This is a genomic window from Streptomyces sp. NPDC097617 (assembly GCF_044761485.1).
Lineage (GTDB): Bacteria > Actinomycetota > Actinomycetes > Streptomycetales > Streptomycetaceae > Streptomyces.
In genome coordinates this window covers 1-22,038 of sequence record NZ_JBIWCL010000042.1, presented here as the reverse complement: position 1 = coordinate 22,038, position 22,038 = coordinate 1, and the positions used below count along the sequence as shown (strand labels likewise).

Here is a 22,038-nt window from a genome sequence, read left to right as displayed (position 1 = left end):
GCGGGTGGTGGGGGCGCTCAGGGGCAGGTGGGTACGCCGTCCAGCCAGGCGGGGCCCTTGATGTAGATGTTGGTGATCCACGACCCGTACTCGGGCAGGTAGGACCAGGCGTCGTTGGTGTAGCCCTCCGCCGTCACCGGCTCGGCGTGCTTCTGGCACTCGACGCGCACCGTGGTCGGGCCGGGGAACCGGTGGACCCGCGGGCTGGTGGTGGACGGCTCCTTGTGGGTCCACACGTCCGTGCCCCATGTGCTGAACGTGCCGGGTGCCGTCTGCGGCGGTGCGATGCGGACGGCTCCCGCGTAGTCCCCGCCCAGCCGTACGTCGCTGACGGTGATCCGGGTGCCCGATTCGCGGGCCTCGACCATCTTCCCCGCGCCCAGGTAGATCGCGATGTGGTGGATGGAGCCCCCCGACCCCCAGGCCAGCAGGTCCCCCGGGAGCAGCGGCCCGGTCCCCTGGGCGGCTGTGAACCGCTGGTTCACGTGCGGCGAATGGAACTGGTGGTACGCGTTGCCGGACAGCGGGTCGCCGCCGACGGCGCGGGCGTAGGCGTACCGGACCAGTCCCGAGCAGTCGAAGCCCAGGCGTTCGGGGTCGTGTGCGCTGTCGGGGTCGCTCGGGTCGACCTGACCGTAGGTCGGGCCCGGCTGTTGCCCGTGGCCGCCGCCCCAGGTGTACCAGACGCCGATCTGTTCGCACGCGGCCGCCACGGCCTTCTCCGCCGCCGCGGAGGCGCCGGGGGCGAGTACTGCGCATCCTCCCGCCGCCTGCGGTGTTTTCGGTGCCGTGGCCGCCGCGGCGCTGCTGGCGCCTCCCCATGCGGCCAGGAGGGTGAGCGCCGCCGTCGCCGCCACCGCCGTTCTGCGCATCGTCATGTCCGCTCCCCCGTTCCGCCGCGCGGTGTCGTCCCGCGGGTCGCCGTGCTGTCGTGGTGTTCGCGGTGTGCTCGTCGCAGTGAGCACGGCCGGCCCGTCCGTCGGGCACTTCGAGACTGTGCCCCGTCACCCCCGCGTGTCGAGGAGGCGCGGGTCGCCCACCGGAACGGGAAACGGGAAACCATCGGGAAACCCCCTCCCGCCAGGCCTTTTGATGTGCCGTCAGCAGGCCTTCGGTGGGGCAGTGGCTGCCGCTGACCGCGCGGGCGGGCGGGCGGGCGGGGATGAGCGTGCCGGCCGACGATGCCCCGAGCTTGCGGGCCGCGTCCGGTGAGGCCGTGGACTCCCGGCAGTGGCGCCACCACCCGGGCGACGCCGCGCCGTTCACCGACGCCCTCGATGAATTCGACCGCGCCCCGGGCGACGTTCAGCACCGGCTCGGGGGTCACCCCGTGCCCGTGCAGGGGCCGTGGAGCAGGGGATCGCCCACGCGGTGCTCGGCTCCGGCGCGTCCTGGCAGGGTCCCCGGCCGGACGGCGAGGCCGCCCCGTGGGTGACGTCGGCACCTCTACTGGCTGATCCGCCCGGCCGGCCTCGCGGCGGGCCGTTTCGAGCGGGCGGGCTTCGCGCGGCAGTGCTGCTGACCCGATCGGCGGAGAGAGGCAGGCGGGCATGCGCCGACCGGGGCGGGCTCGGTGGCCGCCGGTTTCGGAATTATGGATTCCGGGGACGGTGTACCGGCATCGCCGTGATCGTCCCCCGCGCCGTGACGGCGCCCGACGCGCAGTTGAGGGTGGCCATGGGTTGGAAAGGCACACGTCGGACGGCCGCGTCCGCCGCTCTCGCCGGAGCGGTCGCCCTCCTCCTGGCGGCCGCGCCCGCGGTCGGCGCCGAGCCCCGGACCGGCACCGGCAGCGGGGCCGGGACCGTGCCGTCGTTCGCGAGCGCGGCCGCGCGGCAGGAGCCCTCCGCGCCTGCGCCTGTGCCCCGTCTGCCCCGCGACTTCCGCGGCAAGGGCAGGTGGATCGTCCGGGACCTGGGCATCACGGTGCCGTTCACCTGGGAGGGCAGGGACGGCGACAGCCAGATGACCGCGGGCGGCCCGCGGTACCCGATCTGGTTCACCAATCTGATCCACCACGGCACCCTCTACACACTGACGTACAAATGGCCCGGTCTGACCGAGCATCCCTGCTCACGCATCCCGGGCTTCGACCTGGAGGCGCTGAACAAGGGGTTCGAGAACGCCCGGTTCGTCGGGCCGGAGACCCTGCGGCGCACCCCGCAGCGGCGCGTGAACCACTGGAGGGTGGGCGTGGTCCTGCCGGAGCTGCCCCCCGGGAATTACCCGCGCCTGCCGCTCGCGCTGGGCGACATCTACGTCGACGAGGACGACCCGGGCACCTTCTGGCAGGTGCTGCAGTTCGGTGTGCAGAACCTCTACGACCCCGAGCTGGACGAGTGGCTGGTCATGGACACCTTCGAGCACCGGCCCGGGACCGTGACGCTCCCCCGGCGGTGCGAGCCGCCCCGGTGACCGCGCGCACCCGAACCACCTGAACCACCCGAACCCGTGCGGGCGCGGGCGGGCCGCGGGCGGCTTTCCTGTGCGCGGCGGCAGGGGGCCGGTTCGCGTGGGAGGGGGCGGCGGTCCGGGGGCGGGGCTGTCATTTGCGGTCGTGGAGGAAGGTGGGGATCTCGTCGCGGGTCGGGTGGTCGGGCAGGGGCGCCGGCCTGTCCTGGAGGAACGCGGTGATGACGGCGGCGGCGCGGTCGTTGTTGTCGTCCAGGCCGTTCCACATGTGGTGTCCGACTCCGGGCAGGTACTGGGTGCGCCGGATGGCGGGGTCGTTCGCGAGGATGGCGGTCGCCCATGGGCGGACCTGGGAGGAGCATTCGGCGATCATCAGCATCGCGGGGGTCCGGGACTGCCTCAGTAGCGGTGCGAGGGAGGGCGAGTCCTTGACCGTCTGCTGGACGCGGAGGCCGGCGGCGGGGCTGAAGGAGAAGTTCTGTGCGGTGTCCTCGGCGGGGATGCGGTGCGCGTCGCGCGCGCAGTAGGCGCCCGCGGTGTCGCTGCCGAGGTCGGCGGCGGTGAAGGCGTTGTCGCCCTCGGCCTGTCCGATCAGTGCGGTGTCGGGGGTGAGGAGTCCCAGGCGCATGAGGCCGAACGCGACGGCGTACCGGGGGACGTGGGTGGATCGCGGTCCGGTCATGGCCGGTGCGAGGTCCCGTGCGGATGGCCGGCCCCTGGGCCCGTCGATGCGGGCGGTGGGGCCGTCCATGGGGCCGGGTTCGGCGATGACCGCCCGGTGCAGGCGTGCGGCGATGCCCGGATCGGCCAGGGCCCGGGTGAGGACGACCCCGCCCGAGGAGAATCCGAGGATGTCGACGCTGCCCCTGTCGAGGCGGTCGACGAAGGCGGCGAGGTCGCGGACCGACCTGGAGATCGTGTACTGGCTCATGGGGAGCAGGTCGCTTCGCCCGCCGCCGGCCTGTTCGTAGGCGTAGACGTCGTAGCCCTGGCGTGCGAGGAGTTGCAGGAACCGGTGGTCGAGCACCGGGATGCCGCGGACCGGTCCGCCGCCCAGGTACACGAGCGGGACGGGCCGGCGGGTGCCGGGGCCGGCGGGCGGGTAGTGGTAGACCGCGACCCGGCTGCCGGTGTCCAGGTTCCAGTGCTGCGTTGCCACGAACGGCAGGGCGGGCGGGTGCCGCCGGGCCGTCGGCGCGGTCGGTATGCAGACCGATGCCGTCAACGCCGCCGCGGCGAGCACCGGCAGGAACGGCATGAGCCGCGCCGGCCGAGTGCGGTGCCGGCCGCGCCACACCGCGAGGGCGGCCCCGGACCCGAGGGTGGTCAGCCACGCGGCGAGCCCCGAGCCCGCCCCGTCCGTGAGGGCGATCAGCGCGAGGAAGACGACGACCAGCGCCGCGACGGCGGCCAGGGCCGACAGTAAGTGTCCGGTGAGGCGCGCGAGTCGTACGGCGGATGTGGGCACGGCGAACCTCCGACAGTTTCAGAACGCTGTTTTAAAACGACGTTATCGGAGGGGGTACGCTGCGGACCGTGGGTAGGCCGAGAACGAACGACGAAGCCGTCAAAGAGCTGCTCGTGGTGTGCGCGACCGAGCTGCTCGCCACCCGTCCGCGGGAGTCGGTGACGGTCCGCGCCGTGGCCGCCGCCGCCGGCACCTCGACGACGGCGGTGTACTCCTTGTTCGGCGGCAAGGAGGGGCTGATCGGCGCGGTGCGCGACCGAGCCGTCGCCGGCCTGTTCCAGGACCTGTCGGCGGTGGCGACCTCCGCGGACCCTCTCGCCGACCTCTACGCGCTGGCCGTCGCGTACCGCGGTTGGGGGCGGGGCCACCGCCACCTGTACACGGTGCTGTTCGGCGGCGTGCAGTCCTTCGACCCGTCGGGGGAAGCGGGCGCCGGCGACCCGGTCCGCCCGCTCCTCGCAGCGATCGACCGCGCCTCGGCGGCTTGTGTCCTCACCGGCGAAACGACGTCGATCGCCCTGTCGATCTGGGCCGCCCTGCACGGGCTCGTCACTCTTGAGCTGGCCGGGGCCCTCGACGCCGCCACGGCCGGGGCCGCGTTCCGCTCGACGATTCACGCCGTGTTGCGCGGATGGACGGCCCCGGCGGTGCTCCGCGGCCTTCGCCCGGCCGAACCCGCTCCCTGACCGGGCCGGGCCGGCCCGGGCCGGCCCGGCGGTGGAGTTCAGGCCGATGGAGGTGTCCGCGATGCGGCCGGCGCTGCCGGTGACGCCGGTTCCTCGGCGGTGGCCCGGTGCGGCCCGCAGTCGCTCGCGGCGGCGGGCAGGCCGGTGGCGGGGACCCGTTGCCGCCTGAAGGCGGGGACGGCCAGCAGGGCGAAGCCGAGGGCCGCCGCCATGAGATGGCCGACGGTGGTGAAGTCCGGCAGCGGTCCGCTCCAGTCGGCGCCGCCGAGCGGCCACGCGAGAACGAACAGGACCCAGGGCGGGCGGGCCCGGCGGGGCAGGGCGAGTGTGCCGAACGCCAGCACGCTCTGGGCTCCGTAGCTGACCCCGTAGTCCAGGGCCTGCCGTACGTCCGCGGGATACCAGTCGTTACGGAGCGCGACGGCGATGACCGCGGCCGTGAGCAGGGTGGCCGCGATATGACCGCCGAGGAACACGGCTGCGGCGCGCAGCTTCCCCCACCGGTGCTCCGCCCAGGCCAGGAAGCAGCAGACGCCGAGGCCCAGGGTGATGAAGGTGCCCACGAATTCGCTCGAGGCGACATCCGTGAGCGTGCCGTCGAAGAACAACGCGCTGCCGAGCAGCGCGGAGAGCGGATGGTCCTGCAGGTTGTCCAGGTTGGTGCTGACGTGTCCCAGCACGGCGGCCGCCCGGCCGGCGGACAGTCCGTGGCCGATCCAGGCGTGGCCGGCCAGGAGCAGGCAGACGTAGGCGAGGGTCAGCGGCGCGCGGCGCGGGTACTCCCGTACGGCGCGCAGGAGTCTGCCCGGAGGGCCCCATGGTGACGGAGAGTTCATACTGCGGCATTCTCCAGGTCGGGCCGCACGCGGCGGGCGGCGGGTCGCACCGGCCGTTCCGGGCGGGGCGCGTCACCGGCCCTTGTCCGGGCGGGAGTTCGGTGCCGGTCGCCGTCGTGTTCCGGTCCGGTGCCTCGCCGAGCGGCCACGGCACGGCGGTCGCCCGCCGTGCCGTGGCTGTGTGGGGGGTGGTGTGGGTCAGGAGAGGGTGAAGGCCACCGCGGCGTTGTTGCCGGATCCGCCGGTGCGGGTGCAGGTGCGGCCCGCGGGCGCCGTGCAGCTGTAGGAGTTGCTGCCGCTGTAGGGGTTGTTCCACTGGACCGTCACGTGGCCGCCGCCCTGAACCTGGTAGGTGGCGTAGCCCTGGGTGCCCGTCAGGAATCCGTCGGACTCGCTCTGCCACGTGCCGCGCTGACCGGGCATGATGTTGACGGGCGGGAGCTGGTTGTCGCTCCAGATGCCGTGGGAGAGGCCGGAGTCCGTTCGGGCCAGCAGGCCGCCGGTGCTGTTGTTCAAGGTCACCTGGGTGCTGCGGGCCGCCTGGATCGTGGCGGGGCCCGCGGCCGGCTGCGGGGCGGCGAGGGTCCGGGGGCCGCCGCTGATGGTGAACTCCACTCCGGCGTTGTTCCCCGAACCGCCCCTGCGCTGGCAGTAGTAGCCGGACGGGACGTCGCAGCTGTAGGAGTTGCTGCCCGCGTAGGGGTTGTTCCAGTGGATCTGGACCTGGCCGCCGGCGACGGAGAAGTTGGCGGACCCCTCGGTTCCGGTCAGGGCGCCGCAGGATTCGCTGGCCCAGCTGGTGGTCACGCCGGCCGGAATGTAGTCCACGGGCAGCTGCCCGTTGGTCCAGCACCCGTGGTCCAGGTTGGTCCACACCCGCTGCATGCCCTGGCCGGTCTGGTTGTGTACGACCACGTTGGTGCTGCGCGCGGCGTTCGCGGACACCGGGGCCTGGGCCGGGTCGGCGGCGGGGCCCGCCGCCTGGGCGGCCGGGGCCATGGCCAGCGCACCGGTGAGCATCGCGGCGGCCGTGAGCAGCGAGCGCAGCCGGACGCGGCGGGAAGGGCGGTGGCCAAAGGGGCGGGAGTCACGCGAGGAGAACATGGCAGAGCCAACTTTCGTGCGGGGCGACGGGGTTGAGGAACGGGTGGGGAGCAGGCCGCGGGCAAGGCGCCGGCGGGGCGCGGGGCTCACCGGCCGGGGAGGGTCACCGGTACCAGAGGACGTACTGCTGCTGGCGTACGTACTCGACGTAGTAGGTGACGGCCGAGGCGCTGAACACCATCAGGTTGCCGGCGAGTTCTGCGCCGGAGCGGTCTGTGTACTCGCCTCCCCACTGCCAGAACTGCGCGGCCTGCGCGGCCCGCTCGGTGTGCGCGGAAGGGGCGGGAGCCGGGGCCGCGGAGGCGGCGGGCACCGCTGCGCCGGCCACCACGACGGCGCCGAGCAGTGCGAGGGCAAGGGTGCGGACACGACGGCGGGAAGCGGCGGACATGAGCGGTCCCTCTCTTCTACGGACCTCCCTGGGCCGGGTGGTCGGTACGGGCACCACCCTGCCCGGGGTGCTCAGGCCCGGGCATCGTGGAAATCCACGAACACGGCGCCGTCCCCGCCGAGTCGGGACGTCAGCTGGGTGCGGCGGGTCACGCCGAGCTTGCGGTAGGCGTGGGTCAGGTGGGTCTCCACGGTGCGGCGGGCCAGGTGGAGCGCCGCACCGATCTGCTCGTTGGTCTCGCCCCGGACCGCGAGCCGTACGATGCGCAGCTCGGCCTCGGTGAGCGCCGTGCCGCCCGCGGTCGCGGTCCGGGTGCGGCGGGCGGAGGCCGCCCGCAGGGCGTCCTGGGCCGTGCGCACGAGGCGCCCGGTGCCGGCCGCCGCGGTGTTCGCGGGAGCGGTGACGGGGGTGGCGGCCGGGACAGGGGCGTTGCCCGGGGTGGTGGCCGGGGGTTCGGGTCGCACGAGCGCCAGTGCCAGCGCGTGCGCCTCGTCGAGCAGGTCGCGGCCCTTGCGGCCGTTCCCGCCGGCGATCCGGGCGCGCCCCAGGTCGATGAGTGCCTCCGCGAGTTCGACGGGCGCCGGGGCGGGGCGCAGCAGGGCCACCGCCTCCTCCAGCAGGTCCAGCCCGGCCCGGGATCCCGAGGCCGCGGCGCAGGCGCGCAGGGCGCGGCCCACGGTGCGCGGGGTGCCCCAGGCCCGGGCGTGGCCCAGTTCCTCCTCGGCGAGTTCCCGGGCGTGTGCCGGGCGGCCCAGCCGGACCAGGGCCAGGGCGGCGCCGGACCGCCAGGGGGTGGCGACCGGGCTGACGAAGTCGCGGGCGTGCTGGCCCGCACCGCAGGCCAGGTGGTCGGCGAGGGAGGCCTGCCAGTTGCCTTCGGCCGCGTGCAGTTGGGCCCGGGCGTAGCGGACCTCGTTCCATTCCCACGAGCTGCTCGCGCCCTGCCCGCCCAGGCCGTGCAGTACCTGCCGGGCCGTGTCGGGGCGGCCGAGTTCGCAGTGGGCCAGGGCCACCATGGATGCCACGTGGGGCATGCGGATGCCGTGGCCGGTGCAGGCGTCGAGGAGTGGGGTGTTCTCCCGTAGGAGCCGGTGGAAGGCGCCGGACATGAGCGCCGCTTCCGCGCGGATGCTGATCAGGCACTGGCGGCCGATGTCCGTCAGGTCGGGCAGGGCGGGTGCGGCGGGCAGGCAGGCGTCGGCCAGGGCGCAGGCCTCCTCCAGCCGGTCGGCCCATTGCAGGAGGGTGGCCGCGCTGCCGAGCCAGCCCGTACGGATCGCGGGGTGGACGGGTGCCGAGAGGCGGGGCAGTACGCGTTCGAGGACGTCGGCGGCCGAGAGCCGCCCCGCTCCCGCCTCGTACTCCGTGATCAGTCCGCATGCCAGCGGTTCCAGCGAGGGGGGTGCCGTGGCGGCGAGGTCGCGCATGGCGGCCACGGCACCGCGCCACTCGGCGGCGTCGTGCGAGGCGATCAGGGCGGACACCGACTGCAGGACCTTGACCAGTTCCCCGCAGTCCGTGGCGGCGCTCTCCCGGTGCAGTACGTCGATGGCGGTGCCGGGGCGGCCCCGGGCCACCAGCGCGGCGCCGAGGGCGGGGGCGATGGCGGCGCGTTCCCCGTCGCAGGCCAGTTCCAGGGCGGCGCGCAGCCGGCGGATCCCGGCGTCGGCGGAGTGCGGCAGCTCCAGCGCGCCCAGGCGCAGGGTGAGCGCGGTGCGCCGGTCGGGGGTGAGCGGTCCGGTCAGCGCGTGCCGCAGGAGGGGGACGGCGTCGGCGGTCCGTCCGGCCCGCAGGGCGTCGTCCGCCGCGTCCTCCAGCGACTGGAGCATCCACTCCCGGTCGGGGTTCTCCACGCGCAGCAGGTGCGCGGCGACCAGGTGTGCGGGGGCGCCGCGCTCGTCGAGGAGTGCGGCGATCCGGGTACGCAGGGAACGCAGTTCGGCGGGGTCGGCGACCGTCAGGGCCGCCTCGCGCGCCAGTGGTTCGGCGAAGAGGCGTGCGGCCCAGGCCGCCCCGGGGGACTCGGCGGGCGGGCCCGCAAAGGGGTGGGCCGGATCCGCGAGCAGGGTCCGGTCGAGCAGGGTCCGGTCGAGCAGGTGGGCTCCGTCGCCGTCGCGGATGTCGTCGCCCTCGGCCGCTATGGACAGGGCGAGGCAGACCTGCCGGGAGACCGGGTCGGCGCGGGAGGTGAGCCAGTCGCCGATCGCGGCGCGGTAGCGCGGCGCCGCCCGGCCTGCGGCGGTGGCGGTGGAGTCGGCGGCGGCGGCGGTGGCGGCGGTGGTCGGGGCGGCGAAGTCGCGGAGCAGGGCGTGCAGCAGGACCGGGTGGCCGGCGCAGGCCCGTACGCACAGGTCGAGGACCTCGGTGTCGGCGGCGTGGCCGTGGGCCCGCGCGAGCCGCAGGACGGCCGGGGCGCTGAGCGGTTGGAGGACCGCGGCCGTGCCCGTGCTCTCGTGCAGCGCCAGCGGCTGCGATCCGGAGCGCTCGGTGAGGAGCAGCAGGACGGGTAAGTTGCCGAGTCGGCGCGCCAGATAGCCGATCCAGCGCCGTGAGGCGCGGTCGGCCAGGTGGACGTCGTCGACGGCCAGCAGGGTGGGCCGGTCGGCCGCCCGCCGTGCCAGGTGGGCCAGCAGGCGGTGGAAGGTGCGCTGTTCGTCGGCCGCCGGCTGCTCCGCGAAGGGGACGGCGTCCGCTTCGGGGAAGAGCTGGCGCAGGACCGCGAAGGGGAACCGGGACTCCTCGCGGGAGCAGCGCAGGTGCACGGCGTCCATGGCCCCGCCCGCCGTCGCGCGCCGTACCAGCTCGTCCAGCAGTGCCGTACGGCCCATGCCGGGCAGGGCTCCCCAGAGCAGCCAACGGCCGCTGCCGGCTCGCGCGAAGGCTCCCGCGGCGGCCGTCGCCGCCCGGGCGTCATCCCGTTCGACCAGCAAGTTCCCCGCCACCCGTAACACCTCCGTCGCGCACGCGCCCCTGACCTGGGCTCCCTATGAATCATCAGCGGGCGGACCGGGCGGGGAACCAGTGCTGTCGGCCATCTCAAATCTGGCGAGATCCATGCAGATGACACGCAGATGGCGCGCGGGCGGCCGGTTCGGCCGTGCCGGACGGCTTTCTCCTGTCAGGATGTTCCTGTGACCGAACCTGATGCGTTGGCGGACTCGTGGTGGCGCGGTAGTGGGTCCTGCCTCTCCCTGTGGTCGAAGGACTCGGTGCTGTCCATCGGTTCGGTGGGATCGGTCCTGTCGATCGGGTCGGTGGGATCGGTGCTGTCGGTCGGGTCCGTGGGGTGCGCCCTGTCGGCCGCCTCCATCGGGTCCTCCCTGTCCGCGCTGTCCGCGGCCTCCTGGCTCAGCACGGGCTCGGTGCTGTCCGCGCAGTCCCGGTGGTCGGTGCTGTCGTGGCGCTCACGGGGCGGCTTCATGGCGGCCGGTGTCCTCGCCGCGGGCGCCGTCGCCGCGCTCGCGCTGCACCACGGGGAGCGCCGCGGCCGCTAGACCCGGTCCGGGCGGGGCGGGGCGGTTTTCGCGGGCGTGGGCGGCGGCCTCCTATGCTGCCGGGATGATCAAGCCGATCGAACTCGTGATATTCGACTGCGACGGGGTACTCGTCGACACCGAGCGCATCGCTCTGCGCATCCAGATCGCCCTGGGGGCGGAGCTCGGCTGGCCGTTGACCGCCGAGGAGGTCGTCGACCGGTTCATGGGCCGCTCCAAGGAGTCCATCCGCGAGCAGATCGCGCAGCGGCTGGGCGAGGAGACGGCCGCCCTGTGGTGGGAGCAGCTCATCAGGCGTCACCGGGAGGCGGTGGACACCGGGCTGGAGGCGGTCGACGGGTTGCCCGGGGCGCTGGACGGGATCACGCTGCCGGTCTGCGTGGCCTCCAGCGGTTCGCACGGGAAGATGCGTCACACCCTGGGCGTCACCGGGCTCCACGAGCGCTTCGCGGGCCGCGTCTTCAGCTCCACCGAGGTGTCCCGCGGCAAGCCCGCACCCGACCTCTTCCTGCACGCGGCGCGGGCGATGGGGGTCGATCCGGCCGCGTGCGCGGTCGTGGAGGACAGCCGCCCCGGTGTGCTGGCCGCCCGCGCCGCGGGGATGCGCGCCTTCGGCTACGCGGGCGGGCTCACCCCGGCCGAACGGCTGGCGGGGCCCCGCACCGTGGTCTTCCACGACATGCGCGAACTGCCGGGCCTCATCGCCGGGCGGGAGCCGCAGGCGCAGGCATAGGCGCAGGCACCGTCTACCGCCTCCGGCGGCGGGGGGTGAGGGTCGAGCCGGCCCGTCGCGATCCGGCGCGCCCACCGGCGGGCGGCGGTCCAGCGTGCGCGTTCGGGCCCCGTTCCGGCCGGCACGGTGTGCGAGGGAGGCTGCCGGGGCGGCCCGGTCCGGTCCGCGGCGGCCCGGATCAGGCTGATCGCCGCGGCCGCGTCCATGGTGTCCTGCGCCCGGTCCCCCGCTCGTCCTCCACGGGCGAAGTCATACCGCCGGGATCCGGGGGCGGGTACGCGAAAACGCCCGGCCGGGGATCCGGCCGGGCGTTTCGTGCGTCTGCTGTCCGCTGGTGAGCTCGGTCGGCTCAGTACCAGTGGTTGTTCTGCCAGAAGTTCCAGGCGCCGACCGGGCTGCCGTAGCGGTCGTTCATGTAGTCCAGGCCCCACTTGATCTGGGTGGCGGGGTTGGTCTTCCAGTCCGCGCCGGCGGAGGCCATCTTCGAGGCCGGCAGGGCCTGGACCAGGCCGTAGGCGCCGGAGGAGGCGTTCGTGGCGGTGTGGTTCCAGCCGCTCTCGCGGGAAACGATGTTGTTGAAGGCCGCGAACTGCGCCGGGTCCTTGATCATCTGCTGGGCGATCGCCTTGGCGCTCGTCGGGGCCGCCTGGGCGGGAACCGTGGCGAGCATGGAACCGGCGACACCGAGGGCGACGACGGTACCCGCGAGGGACTTCTTCGAAGCGGCGATGCGGCGGATGACGGAGTTGGACACGGAGAGACCTTCCACAGGGAACAAGGGCGGTCGCGGCATGCCGGAGCATGCGTGAGCCACTCACGCGCTGGAGAGGGGTTCGTCGGCGGCGGGTGAAGTACCCGTGCCGCCTGGCGACTCATCCAGTTCTACCGACCGCCCGACCCCCTGGCAACGCCCCTTCTTACTAGGGGGCCTCGGAGTCGGGGACCTGGGGCCCCGGGGTGGTGGTGGCGGGGTCCGTGCAGGTGGGGGCCGGTTCGGGGCGGGGTCGGCGGGCCCTTCGGAGGCTACTATCCCGGCTCGTATGTGACGTGGGCCCTATGGGGCGGCTCACCTCCAGGCCGCCCGAATTTCACCGAATGTCACCCTTTATCCGCCTTTGAGAGGGGCGGTGGGATGCCGGAACCGCCTCGGGATCGAAGGAACGGGCTCGGACGGGCCCCTCGCGCCAAGGGCTCAGGGGCGCCGGCCCGGCTCCCGCCCGGCGTCAGCGCCCGCCCGCAGGGACAGCGGCGGGACCCGGCCGAGCACCACGAGCCGGTGCCGTACGGCCATGACCACCACCGCCGTCGCGACGATGAACAGCCCGCCCAGCCGCAGGATCGCGTCGTAGGCCTCCTCGGGCGGCCGCTGCGGCGTCATCGCGGAGATCGCCGCCGCCGTCCCGGCCAGGGCGATCGCGCCCAGCGTGACCAGGAACGTCAGCAGCACGCCCGACGCCTCCCCCGCCCTGGCGGGTGCGACGACCTGCTGGGTCGCCACGCTGGAGAAGGTCCAGCCCAGCCCGAGGCCCAGGCCGCACCAGGCGAACACCGGCACGTACAGCCACCAGGCGGTGGCCTCGGCCAGGGCGTACATCCCCGTGCCCGCCACGGCCCCGGCGAGCGCCATCACCGCGGTCGGGCGCATGTGCCGGCCCAGCCGTGCCCCGAGCGGCCCGCTGAGCGCCACCAGCAGGGCAGGGGCCAGGAAGACCGTGCCCGCCAGGAGCGGCGAGAGGCCCCGTACGCCCTGGAGGTAGAGGGTGGCGAGGAAGACGGTGACGCCGTAGCCCATGTTCGAGAGCGAGCCCATCGCGGTCACCAGGACGTACGGGACGTTGCGGAACAGCCGCAGGTCCACCAGCGGGTGCCGGGCCAGGCGCTCCCGCACCAGGAACAGGGCGCCGGCCGCCACGGCCGCGGCGAAGCAGCCGAGGGTGCGGGCGCTGCCCCAGCCCCAGGCGTCCCCGCGTTCCACGGCCAGGGTCAGGGTGGCCAGCGCGCACACGATCAGGGCGCAGCCCAGGAGGTCGAGCTCGCGCGGTGCGCGGGTGTCGCGGGAGTCGGGTACGTAGGCGAGGGCGATGAGCAGGGAGAGCAGGCCGAGCGGGGCCATCAGCCAGAAGATCCAGCGCCAGCCGGGTCCCTCGGTGAATCCTCCGCCGACGAAGGGGCCGAGCGCGGTGCCGATGTTGGCGACGCCGAACACGGCGCCCAGGGCCTTGGCGCGGGTCCGCTCGGGGAAGGTGTTGGTGATCACCGATACGGACACCGGGAAGACGAAGGCCGCGCCCACCCCCTGCGCGATGCGGGCCAGGACGAGGGGGCCGAGGGCGGGTGCCAGCGCGCAGCCCACGGAGCCCGCCGTGAAGAGGGCGGTCCCGGCCAGCAGGGTGGCGCGGCGGCCGAAGACGTCGCCGACGCGGCCGCCGACGATGAAGAAGCAGCCGATGGCGAGCATGTACGCGGACAGGGTCCACTGGGCGGCGGAGACGGTGACGCCGAGCTCGGCGGCGATGCCGGGGATGGCGAGGTTGAGGGCGAAGAAGTCGAGCTGGATGCAGAACAGGGCGACGGCGACCGCGACGAAGGCCCCCTTCCTCCGCGCGGCGGGCGAAGTCTCCGCGCGCATGAGGGCGTTCCTCTCAGCCGACGCGGTCGGCGGCGGGGTACGGCACCGTTGACCGGCCGTACGCATGCCGTCATCCCATTGTGGAGCGGCCCGCTGCGGGGCGCAGTCCGGCCGGGGCGTCGCATCGAGGAGGGTCCGGCCGATCGGCGATGCCCACTGCCCACCGGTCCGCGGGCCGGGGTGCTCGGCGTGCGGGTGGGGGGGTGGCTCGTCGCCGAGGAGATCGTGTGCGCCGAGCAGAGGTACGAGAGGCCCGGCAGGCCGGTCCACTCGCCGGGGCCGCGGTGGGACAGCGTCACGCAGGGGCCGGCGCGGGAGCGCTGTGACGGGCTCACCGGCCGCAACGTCTTGCGGGGCTGTCCCCGGGCTGCGACGGCTCGCCGCTGTGTCCGCACTGCGCGGCGCCGGCCGCCGCCGCGCTCTGGCCGCAGGTCCTGGACACCTGGTACCGGACCGGCGCCGCCCTACTGCGGTGCCCGGGGTGCGGCCGCCGGCGGCCGCTGCCCGAGTGGGCGGTGAAGTGCTCTCCAAGCAGCGGAACCCGACCGGTGGTTCGTGCGTCTAGCAGCCCGGTTGGGGCTGCCTGCCGCTCTCTCGACAGCACGAGGTGCGTGGTGCTCCCGCCACGCACAGTGTCTTTCGAGAGGTTCCACCATGCACGTGTCCCCCGCCCGATTCAGTGTCCTGTCCGAGGACTTCGCCGCCGACCCCTACCGCTGGTTCGCCCACCTGAGGGAGCAGGTACCGGTCCACCACGAGCCGGCCATCGACAGCTACTTCCTCTCGCGCCACCAGGACGTGAAGCGGGTGCTGAGCGACCATGAGGCGTTCAGTACCGAGACGCTCCAGGTGCGCGCCGAGCCGGTGATGCGCGGGCCGGTCCTGGCCCAGATGACCGGGGCCGAGCACACCGCCAAACGGAAGATCGTCGTACGGGCGTTCACCGGCCCGGCCCTGGAGAGACAGGTGCGCGCCATCCGTGCCAACGCCGCCGAGCTGCTGGCCCCGCTCCTGTCCCGGGGGCGGATGGACCTGGTCAACGACTTCGGCAAGCCCTTCGCCGTGCAGGTGGCCCTCGATGTCCTCGGCCTGGAGAGGAGGGACCGGCAGCGGGTGGCCGCCTGGCACAGCGGGGTCGCCGAGTTCATCACGAGCCTGACGCTCACTCCCGAGCGGCGCCGGCACTGCATGGAGTGCGCCGAGCAGTTGGAGGCGTACCTCCGGCCGGTCATCGAGGAGCGGCGCCGTGATCCCGGCGACGACCTGATATCGGGGCTGTGCACCGCCGAGTTCGACGGTGTCGCCATGAGCGACCGCGATGTCACCGCACTGATCATCAATGTGCTGGCGGCCTCCACCGAGCCGGCCGACAAGACGCTCGCCCTGCTGTTCAAGCACCTGATCGACCATCCCGGGCAGCTGGCGCAGGTCCGCCGGGACCCGGAGCTGCTGGGCGCCGCGATCGCCGAGACCCTGCGCTGCACCCCGCCGGTCCAGCTCATTCCCCGCCGGGCGGAGCGGGACTGCGTCTTCGCCGGTGTCACCGTCCCGGCGGGCGCCACCGTCTTCTGCATGATCGGCGCGGCCAACCGCGATCCCGGCGCGTTCGCCGCCCCGGACACCTTCGACATCCACCGCCCGGACCTGGGTACCGCCCGCTCCTTCACCGCGGCGGCCGAGCACCTGGCCTTCGGCAGCGGACTGCACCAGTGCGTCGGTACGGCCTTCGCGCGCGCCGAGCTGGAGACGGTGGCCGCTATGCTCCTGCCCCTGCTCGACGAGGTGCGCTACAGCCCCGGTTTCCGCTACCGCGAGGCCGGCCTGTACACCCGCGGTCCGCTCTCGCTGTCGCTGGACTTCACTCCCGTCCGCTGAGACCGCGGCCGGCCGCCGTGACCGGCGGCCGCATCCCCGCCGCGTTCCCCGGGCCTCCGGGCCTCCGGGCCTCCGGGCCTTCCGTACACCCCCCACTCCCCCTCAGGACAACACGATGACGACACCGACCGACATCACCAGAGCCATCAACGACCTGCTCTTCACTCCGGGACTCGACCTCACCGAGGCCATCGACCGGCACTTCGCCCCCGACTACCGCCAGCGCACCAACGGCGTGTGGAGCGACCGGACCTCCTTCGCCCGGCACATGACGCGCCTGCGCTCCCTGATCCGCGGCGGACAGGTCGAGGTCCAGGACGAACTGCGCGACGGCCTGTCCTACGCCGACCGCCACACCGTCGCCCTCACCCACCACGACGGCCACACCTCCCGCACCGAGGTCTACCTCTTCGCCCGGATGGCCCCCGACGGCCGTTTCCTGCGCGTCGAGGAGACCACCCTCCTGGTCACCGGCGACACCGAGGACGCGAACCTCGGGCTCATCAAATGACAAGCTCCGCAACCGGGGAGAAGGGAGCCGCCATGGGATCCGTGGGGGAAAGACTGAGCAGGGCGCGCGTGCAGGCCTTCGTCGGCCGGGACGAGGAGCTCGGGCACTTCGGACAGGCTCTGGCCGGTGATCCGCAGGCGCCGTTCGCGTTCTATGTGTACGGGCCGGGCGGTATCGGGAAGTCGACGCTGCTGCGGCGGCTGGCGGACCACGCGCGGACGGCGGGGCGGCTGCTCGTCGAGCTCGACGGCCGGTTCGTCAGCCGGGACCCGGCCGATTTCGAGCGCGCCGCCGGACCGTTCCTCGATGTTCCGGGCACGGTGCTGTTCGTGGACTCCTTCGAGCACTGCCAGTGGCTGGAGAGCTGGCTGTGGCACCACTTCCTGCCGCGGGCCGCGAACGACACCCTGGTCGTCCTGGGCGGCCGGCGCGCACCGCAGCCGCAGTGGGCCGCCGACCCCGCCTGGTCCGGGCTCCTGCACGTGAGTGAACTGGAGCCGTTCTCCGCGGAGCAGGCCCGGAGCCTGCTGGTGGCGGCGCGGATCCGGCCCGAACTGCGGGACCGGGTGCTGCGCTTCGCCGGGGGCAACCCGCTGGCGCTGTCGCTGGCGGCCGCGGCCGGATCGGAGGGCTGCGGCCGGGAGGAGATCTGGGCGCCCACGGCGGACGTGCTGCGCACCCTGCTGGCGGGGCTGATCGGGGAGGTGCCCACGGCGGCCCACCGGCGCGCCCTGGAGGTGGCGGCGCAGGCCCACTCGACGTCCGAGGAGCTGCTGAGCGCGGTGCTCCCCGGGGAGGACGCCCATCCGCTCTTCTCCTGGCTGCGGGACCTGCCCTTCATGGAGTCCACCCTGCGCGGGCTCCACCCGCACGACGCGGCCCGCGAGACACTGGCCGCCGATCTGCGCTGGCGGGCGCCCAACGCCTTCGAGGCGATGCGCCAGCGCCTGGCGGACGAATACCTGCGGATCCTGCGCGAGGCGCCCGAGGAGCGGGTGTGGACCGTCACCGACGATCTGTTCTACCTGTTCCGGGAGGGCCCGACGCTGGCCCGGCTGCGGTCCTGGTCCCGCGAGGACGAGGTCCACGACCGCCCGCTGCACCCCGACGACATCGATGTCATCCTGCGCATGGCCATCGAGACGGAGGGGCCCGCCTCGGCGGAACTGGTCCGCTACTGGGCGCAGCGCCAGCCGCAGGCCTTCAGTGTCTACCGGCTCGTGAGCACGGGCCGGATCGTGGCGTTCACCGCGCGGCTGGTGCTGCCCTTCCCCGCCGACCCCCAGGACGCGGCCACCGATCCCGTCGTGGCCGCGGCGTGGCGCTACACGGAGGACCGCGGGCCGGTGAGTCCCGGGGAGCACATCGGCGTCAGCCGCTTCTCGGTCTATCCCGAGCAGTACCAGGTGCCTTCGCGGGTGATCGACCTGAGCAGTTCCCGGGCCCAGGCGGAGGCGGCCCGCGCGCGGGGTCGGGCGTACGGTTTCGCGGTCTTCCAGGACGCCGAGACGTGGGCGGAGCGGGTCAAGGGCACCCTGGAGGACACGGGGGCGCGGCCGCGGGTGGGTGAGTACACCTACGGGCTGTTCGGTGTCGACTGGCGTCGGCTGCCGGTGGAGAGCTGGCTGATGCACTTCATATCGGCCCCCGAGGTGCCCGCGCCGTCCGGGCCGTCGCCGCTGTCGCGGACCGCGTTCGACCAGGCGGTGCGCGAGGCGTTGGCGCACTGGCGCGAGGCGGAGGTGTTCGCCGCGTGCGCGCTGCTGCGGACCCGGCTCGCGGCCGACCTGGCCGAGCCGGTCGGGGAGCTGCGGGCCCTGCTGCGGGGGGCGGTCGACGATCTCGCGGGTGATCCGCGGGGGGTGCGGGCCCGGGACGCGCTGGCGGCGGGCTACCTCTCCGGTGCTCCCACCCAGGAGGCCGCGGCGCGGCGGCTGGGTCTTCCGTACGGTACCTACCGCCGTCATCTGCGTCAGGGCCTGGACCTGCTCTGCGAGGCCCTGTGGGAGCGGGAGTTGCACGACCCGCGGTAGGCGGGGTGGACAGGTGCGGACAGCAGTGGACAGTGCGCGGCGCCGTCGGGTCTGGATAGTGGACAGCGTCCGCGCCGAGTCTGTGTGCCATGAAGGTTGCACGTAGGCAGACGGGCCGGGCGCCGCTCGGGGCCCTGGGGTCGGGGGCGGGCCGGTGAACACCGGCCGGGTGAACGCCGGCTGCGGCGGCGCGGCCCCGGCTCCCGCTTCCTCCCGCCGCGCACTTCAGCACCGATACCTGCCCGCCCGAACAGGAAGGACCGCCATGGTCACCATCGACGAGAGTGCTCCCGTCATCGTCCGTCTGAGCGCCGTGATCGAGGCCCCGCTCGCGACCGTGTGGGGGCTGCACACCGACTTCGCGGCCTGGCCCGACTGGAACACGGATGTGGACCGGGTGGAGGTCGACGGGCCGCCGGAGGCGGGCAGTTCCTTCCGCTGGCACACCCACGGCCTGGACATCACCTCCACCGTGCGCGAGGTGGTGCCCGGGAAGCGGATCGTGTGGGGCGGGCCGGCGGCCGGTATCACCGGCGTGCATGTGTGGACGTTCGAGGAGGACGGCGGGCGCACCACCGTCCGTACCGAGGAGTCCTGGAGCGGTGCTCCGGTCGACGCCGCGACCGACGAGCTCGGCAAGGCCCTCCACGACTCCCTGCAGAGCTGGCTCTCCCATCTCAAGAGCCGTGCCGAACAGCCTTCCTGACGTTGCATCACATCAATGAGAGAGATTTCTGCCATGACTGATTCCAAGCCGTACCTGACCGGTCACTTCACCCCCGTCGCCGAGGAGGTCACCGCCACCGGCCTCACCGTGGAGGGCACCCTGCCCCCGGAGCTGACCGGCCGCCTGCTGCGCAACGGGCACAACCCCAAGCCCGGGGTGACCCCCACGCACTGGTTCAAGGGCAGCGGCATGGTGCACGGCATCCGGCTGTGTGAGGGCCGCGCCGAGTGGTACCGCAACCGCTGGGTGCACACCCCCGCGCTGGAGGGCGCCCCGTACATGACCGAGCGCGGGCCGGACCTGACCGCCAGCGCCGCGGGCACCCACATCATCGAGCACGGCGGACGGCTCCTGGCGCTGTGCGAGGCGAACCTGCCCTTCGAGCTCACCCCGGAGCTGGAGACGGTCGGCGCCCACGACTTCGGCGGCAAGCTGCGCAGTGCGATGACCGCGCATCCCAAGGAGGACCCGGTGACCGGGGAGCTCCACTTCTTCGGGTCCTCGCCGTTCCCGCCGTTCCTGACGTACTACGTCAGTGACGCCAAGGGCGAGATCGTCCACGACGCGGAGGTGCCGGGGGCGACCGCCGCGCTCAAGCACGACTTCGCGCTCACCCGCCGCCATGTGGTCTTCGTCGAGGGCAACGTCACCTTCGACCACGCGGAGAGCTCGGGCATCCCGTACAGCTGGAGCGAGACCCAGCCCTCCCGTATCGCAGTGATGCCGCGCGGGGAGGACGGCGCCGGGAAGGTGCGCTGGTTCTCCATCGAGCCGGGCAACATGCTGCACGTCTCCAACGCCTACGAGGACGGGCAGGGCCGGATCGTCCTGGAGGGCCCGACCGTGGACCGTGAGGGCTTCCGGCTGTCGTGGAACTGGTGGGTCGGCGCGCCGGGGCGCGGCAGCGAGCCCGTCTCGCGCTCCTACACCCGCCGCTGGGTGCTGGACCTGGTCGCCGGTACCGTCGACGAGCAGATCATCGACGACCTGCCGGTGGAGTTCCCGACCCTGAACGAGGAGTACCTGGGCGCGGAGAACCGCTACCAGTACGCCATTTCCTTCCCCGACGAGAACGGTCTGGGCGGCTACGGTGTGGTCAAGTACGACCGCTCCACCGGTGCCCGGCGCATCCACCGGGTGGGTGACGCCCGGATGCCCGGTGAGGCGGTGTTCGTCCCGGCCGCGCACGCCACGAGTGAGGACGACGGCTATCTGCTGACCGTCGTCTCGGACCTGAAGCAGGATTCCTCGCAGCTGCTGGTACTGGACGCCTCCGGTCTCGAGCGGGTCGCCACCGTGCACCTGCCGCACCGGGTGGCCGCCGGGCTGCACGGTTCCTGGATCGCCGACGGCTCGCTGGAGGGTTCCGCGGGCTGACCCCGAGCGGTGGACGCGTCCGGCCGGCCCCGGGCGCGTCCACCACCGCCGGCCTGCGGAACCCCCTGACCCGGGCCGGCCGCCGGAGCCGCGAGCGTCTCGCGGCTCCGGCTCCCGCATGTCACCGCCGGGCCCGCCTGGTCCGCGTGTCGCTCAAGAGGTGCTGGAAGATCGCTCGATTCCCCCGCGACGGGGGGCGCCCCCGCCCGTATAGTCGCCATGACTTGACGATTCGATGACCCGTTCCCGAAGAATCGATGACCGAGAAGCTCCGTGGACGGGCGAGCAGGGGGACACACGATGGAGACCGCACGCCTGGCCTCGCTCATCGCCGCGACGGTCACGATGGGGCTGGTCAGCGGCCTGTTCTACGGCTTCGCCGTCTCCGTGATGCCGGGGTTGAAGCGCACGGACGACCGGACGGTCATCGAGGTCATGCAGCACATCAACAAGGCCATTCTCAACGGCTGGTTCGTCCTCGGCTACATCGGCGCGTTCCTGTTCACCGCGCTGGCGCTGGCCCTGCACATCCCCTCGGACGGCCGTGATGTGCTGCCGGCGCTGATCGCGGCCCTGGTCTGCTACATCCTGTCGATGGGGCTCACCAACAAGGTGAACATCCCGTTGAACAACGCGCTGGAGAAGGCCGGCCCGGTCGCCCGTATCGGTGACCCGGCCGCGGTGCGCCGCGCCTTCGAGGGGCCGTGGGCCCGGGCCAATGTGTGGCGGACGCTGCTGTGCACGGCCGCGGTCGGCTTCCTGGCCTGGGCCCTGTACCTGCACGGGCTGACGGGCTGACGGGCTGACGACATGAGGAAGTCCCCCGGCCGGGGCGGCGGGGGGACTTCCTGGCGCGGCACCCGTGGTCAGCGGGTGGCGCGCCCGTAGAGGACGAGGGCGCGGGAGAGGGCTGTGAGGGCCACCGTGCACAGCAGGGTGCGGATGATGTTGGTGGAGACCCAGGTGGTCTTGAACTTGTCGACGATGGAGAAGTCGGTGAGCTTCGCGGCGTCGCCGACGTCGGCGAGTTCGTTGTTGAGGGGGATGTTCACGGAGAAGGTGATCATCAGGACGACGAGGTAGGCGATGGCGGCCACGCCGACCCAGACGGCGACGGTGCGGCGGCCCTTGCGGAACTCGACGATCGCGGAGGCGGCGGAGAGCAGCAGGGCCAGGACGAACGCCATGCCGAAGAGGCCGTTGCCGTCGATCGCCGAGTTGAAGTTCTGCATCGCGGTGACGTAGGTGCGCTCGTCGCCGGCGGCGAGGCCCGGCATCACCGAGACGTCGAAGGCGAAGAAGAGACCTGCCATCAGGCCCACGAGGACCGTGGAGGCCAGGAGGAGGACGGTGGCCGCCTTGCCGCGCTCGGCGGTCGCCGGGGCCGGCGCTCCGGGCTGGGCCCAGGCGCCGGGAGGGGCCGCATAGGGGCTCGGGCCGCCGGCGGGGTGCTGTTGGGGGCTACCGGCCGGATTGGGGTTCATGGGACATCCTCATCTGCGGTGTTGGGAGTTGTGCTCGCCCTCGGCACGGACATCCGATCGTGGCATTCCCCGGGATGCCCGGCCATGGGGTTTCCACCGGCTCTCGAGCGGTGCTCGAGAGCCGGTGGCGTGATTCGTTCGGTCAGTAGCGGTAGTGGTCCGGCTTGTACGGGCCCTCGACCTGGACGCCGATGTAGGCGGCCTGCTCCGGGCGGAGCGTGGTCAGGCGCACGCCGAGCGCGTCCAGGTGCAGGCGGGCGACCTTCTCGTCGAGGTGC

Annotated in this window: 20 protein-coding genes; 10 read left to right on the top strand and 10 right to left on the bottom strand. The window is 73.3% G+C overall.

Features of this window, described 5'->3' with window-relative positions:
• Window positions 1–17: 17 nt before the first annotated feature.
• Window positions 18–878 carry a C40 family peptidase gene (locus ACIQZO_RS38490; protein WP_403635801.1) on the bottom strand — a complete coding sequence of 287 codons (861 nt, stop codon included), beginning with the start codon at window positions 876–878 and terminating at the stop codon, window positions 18–20.
• Window positions 879–1,626: 748 nt separating this feature from the next.
• Between ACIQZO_RS38490 and ACIQZO_RS38485 the strand changes: the two genes are divergently transcribed.
• Complete coding sequence (locus tag ACIQZO_RS38485; RefSeq protein WP_403635799.1) at window positions 1,627–2,415, top strand: hypothetical protein; 789 nt, start codon at window positions 1,627–1,629, stop codon at window positions 2,413–2,415.
• A 130-nt stretch (window positions 2,416–2,545) separates the two neighbouring features.
• Here the strand turns inward: ACIQZO_RS38485 and ACIQZO_RS38480 are convergent, their stop codons facing one another.
• Window positions 2,546–3,880, bottom strand: coding sequence for an alpha/beta fold hydrolase (locus ACIQZO_RS38480; RefSeq protein WP_403635797.1), 1,335 nt, complete (start codon window positions 3,878–3,880; stop codon window positions 2,546–2,548).
• A 68-nt stretch (window positions 3,881–3,948) separates the two neighbouring features.
• Here ACIQZO_RS38480 and ACIQZO_RS38475 point away from each other — a divergent pair, with 68 nt between their 5' ends.
• Entirely contained in the window at window positions 3,949–4,566 is a 618-nt protein-coding gene (locus ACIQZO_RS38475) for a TetR/AcrR family transcriptional regulator (RefSeq protein ID WP_403635795.1), read from the top strand.
• A gap of 38 nt (window positions 4,567–4,604) precedes the next feature.
• On the opposite strand, the gene ACIQZO_RS38470 is transcribed toward ACIQZO_RS38475, so the two are convergent.
• From ACIQZO_RS38470 to ACIQZO_RS38455, 4 genes are all read right to left on the bottom strand, one after another.
• Entirely contained in the window at window positions 4,605–5,402 is a 798-nt protein-coding gene (locus ACIQZO_RS38470) for a rhomboid-like protein (RefSeq protein WP_403635793.1), read from the bottom strand.
• A gap of 198 nt (window positions 5,403–5,600) precedes the next feature.
• Window positions 5,601–6,506 carry a Crystal protein ET79 gene (locus ACIQZO_RS38465; protein ID WP_403635791.1) on the bottom strand — a complete coding sequence of 302 codons (906 nt, stop codon included), beginning with the start codon at window positions 6,504–6,506 and terminating at the stop codon, window positions 5,601–5,603.
• Between the two features lie 103 nt (window positions 6,507–6,609).
• Entirely contained in the window at window positions 6,610–6,897 is a 288-nt protein-coding gene (locus ACIQZO_RS38460; protein WP_403635789.1) for a hypothetical protein, read from the bottom strand.
• Between the two features lie 71 nt (window positions 6,898–6,968).
• Complete coding sequence (locus ACIQZO_RS38455) at window positions 6,969–9,839, bottom strand: LuxR C-terminal-related transcriptional regulator (RefSeq protein WP_403635787.1); 2,871 nt, start codon at window positions 9,837–9,839, stop codon at window positions 6,969–6,971.
• Window positions 9,840–10,028: 189 nt separating this feature from the next.
• On the opposite strand from ACIQZO_RS38455, the gene ACIQZO_RS38450 reads away from it, so the two are divergent.
• Both ACIQZO_RS38450 and ACIQZO_RS38445 read left to right on the top strand, forming a co-directional pair.
• Window positions 10,029–10,391 carry a hypothetical protein gene (locus ACIQZO_RS38450; RefSeq protein WP_403635785.1) on the top strand — a complete coding sequence of 121 codons (363 nt, stop codon included), beginning with the start codon at window positions 10,029–10,031 and terminating at the stop codon, window positions 10,389–10,391.
• 64 nt (window positions 10,392–10,455) lie between these two features.
• Window positions 10,456–11,124 carry an HAD family hydrolase gene (locus ACIQZO_RS38445; protein WP_403635783.1) on the top strand — a complete coding sequence of 223 codons (669 nt, stop codon included), beginning with the start codon at window positions 10,456–10,458 and terminating at the stop codon, window positions 11,122–11,124.
• 349 nt (window positions 11,125–11,473) lie between these two features.
• Here the strand turns inward: ACIQZO_RS38445 and ACIQZO_RS38440 are convergent, their stop codons facing one another.
• Together ACIQZO_RS38440 and ACIQZO_RS38435 are read right to left on the bottom strand one after the other, a co-directional pair.
• Window positions 11,474–11,917 carry a transglycosylase SLT domain-containing protein gene (locus ACIQZO_RS38440; RefSeq protein ID WP_403635781.1) on the bottom strand — a complete coding sequence of 148 codons (444 nt, stop codon included), beginning with the start codon at window positions 11,915–11,917 and terminating at the stop codon, window positions 11,474–11,476.
• A 399-nt stretch (window positions 11,918–12,316) separates the two neighbouring features.
• Entirely contained in the window at window positions 12,317–13,753 is a 1,437-nt protein-coding gene (locus tag ACIQZO_RS38435) for an MFS transporter (RefSeq protein WP_403635779.1), read from the bottom strand.
• Window positions 13,754–14,407: 654 nt separating this feature from the next.
• Here ACIQZO_RS38435 and ACIQZO_RS38430 point away from each other — a divergent pair.
• The 6 genes from ACIQZO_RS38430 to ACIQZO_RS38405 all read left to right on the top strand — a co-directional run bounded on the left by ACIQZO_RS38430 (window position 14,408) and on the right by ACIQZO_RS38405 (window position 21,074).
• Complete coding sequence (locus ACIQZO_RS38430; protein ID WP_403635777.1) at window positions 14,408–15,628, top strand: cytochrome P450, cyclodipeptide synthase-associated; 1,221 nt, start codon at window positions 14,408–14,410, stop codon at window positions 15,626–15,628.
• A gap of 115 nt (window positions 15,629–15,743) precedes the next feature.
• Entirely contained in the window at window positions 15,744–16,139 is a 396-nt protein-coding gene (locus tag ACIQZO_RS38425) for a nuclear transport factor 2 family protein (RefSeq protein ID WP_403635775.1), read from the top strand.
• A gap of 32 nt (window positions 16,140–16,171) precedes the next feature.
• Window positions 16,172–18,172 (top strand): AAA family ATPase, encoded by a 2,001-nt coding sequence (locus tag ACIQZO_RS38420; RefSeq protein ID WP_403635773.1) that lies wholly within the window; start codon window positions 16,172–16,174, stop codon window positions 18,170–18,172.
• A gap of 265 nt (window positions 18,173–18,437) precedes the next feature.
• A complete protein-coding gene (locus ACIQZO_RS38415; RefSeq protein ID WP_403635771.1) occupies window positions 18,438–18,878 on the top strand; it encodes an SRPBCC family protein in 441 nt (146 codons plus the stop codon).
• 33 nt (window positions 18,879–18,911) lie between these two features.
• Window positions 18,912–20,276, top strand: a complete 1,365-nt coding sequence (locus tag ACIQZO_RS38410) for a carotenoid oxygenase family protein (protein WP_403635769.1) — start codon at window positions 18,912–18,914, stop codon at window positions 20,274–20,276.
• A 300-nt stretch (window positions 20,277–20,576) separates the two neighbouring features.
• Entirely contained in the window at window positions 20,577–21,074 is a 498-nt protein-coding gene (locus tag ACIQZO_RS38405; protein ID WP_403635767.1) for a DUF1772 domain-containing protein, read from the top strand.
• A gap of 68 nt (window positions 21,075–21,142) precedes the next feature.
• Here the strand turns inward: ACIQZO_RS38405 and ACIQZO_RS38400 are convergent, their stop codons facing one another.
• A complete protein-coding gene (locus ACIQZO_RS38400) occupies window positions 21,143–21,760 on the bottom strand; it encodes a DUF1772 domain-containing protein (protein WP_403635765.1) in 618 nt (205 codons plus the stop codon).
• 142 nt (window positions 21,761–21,902) lie between these two features.
• The coding region (locus ACIQZO_RS38395) for an adenosylhomocysteinase (protein WP_398679795.1) at window positions 21,903–22,038 on the bottom strand (136 nt) is incomplete at its 5' end.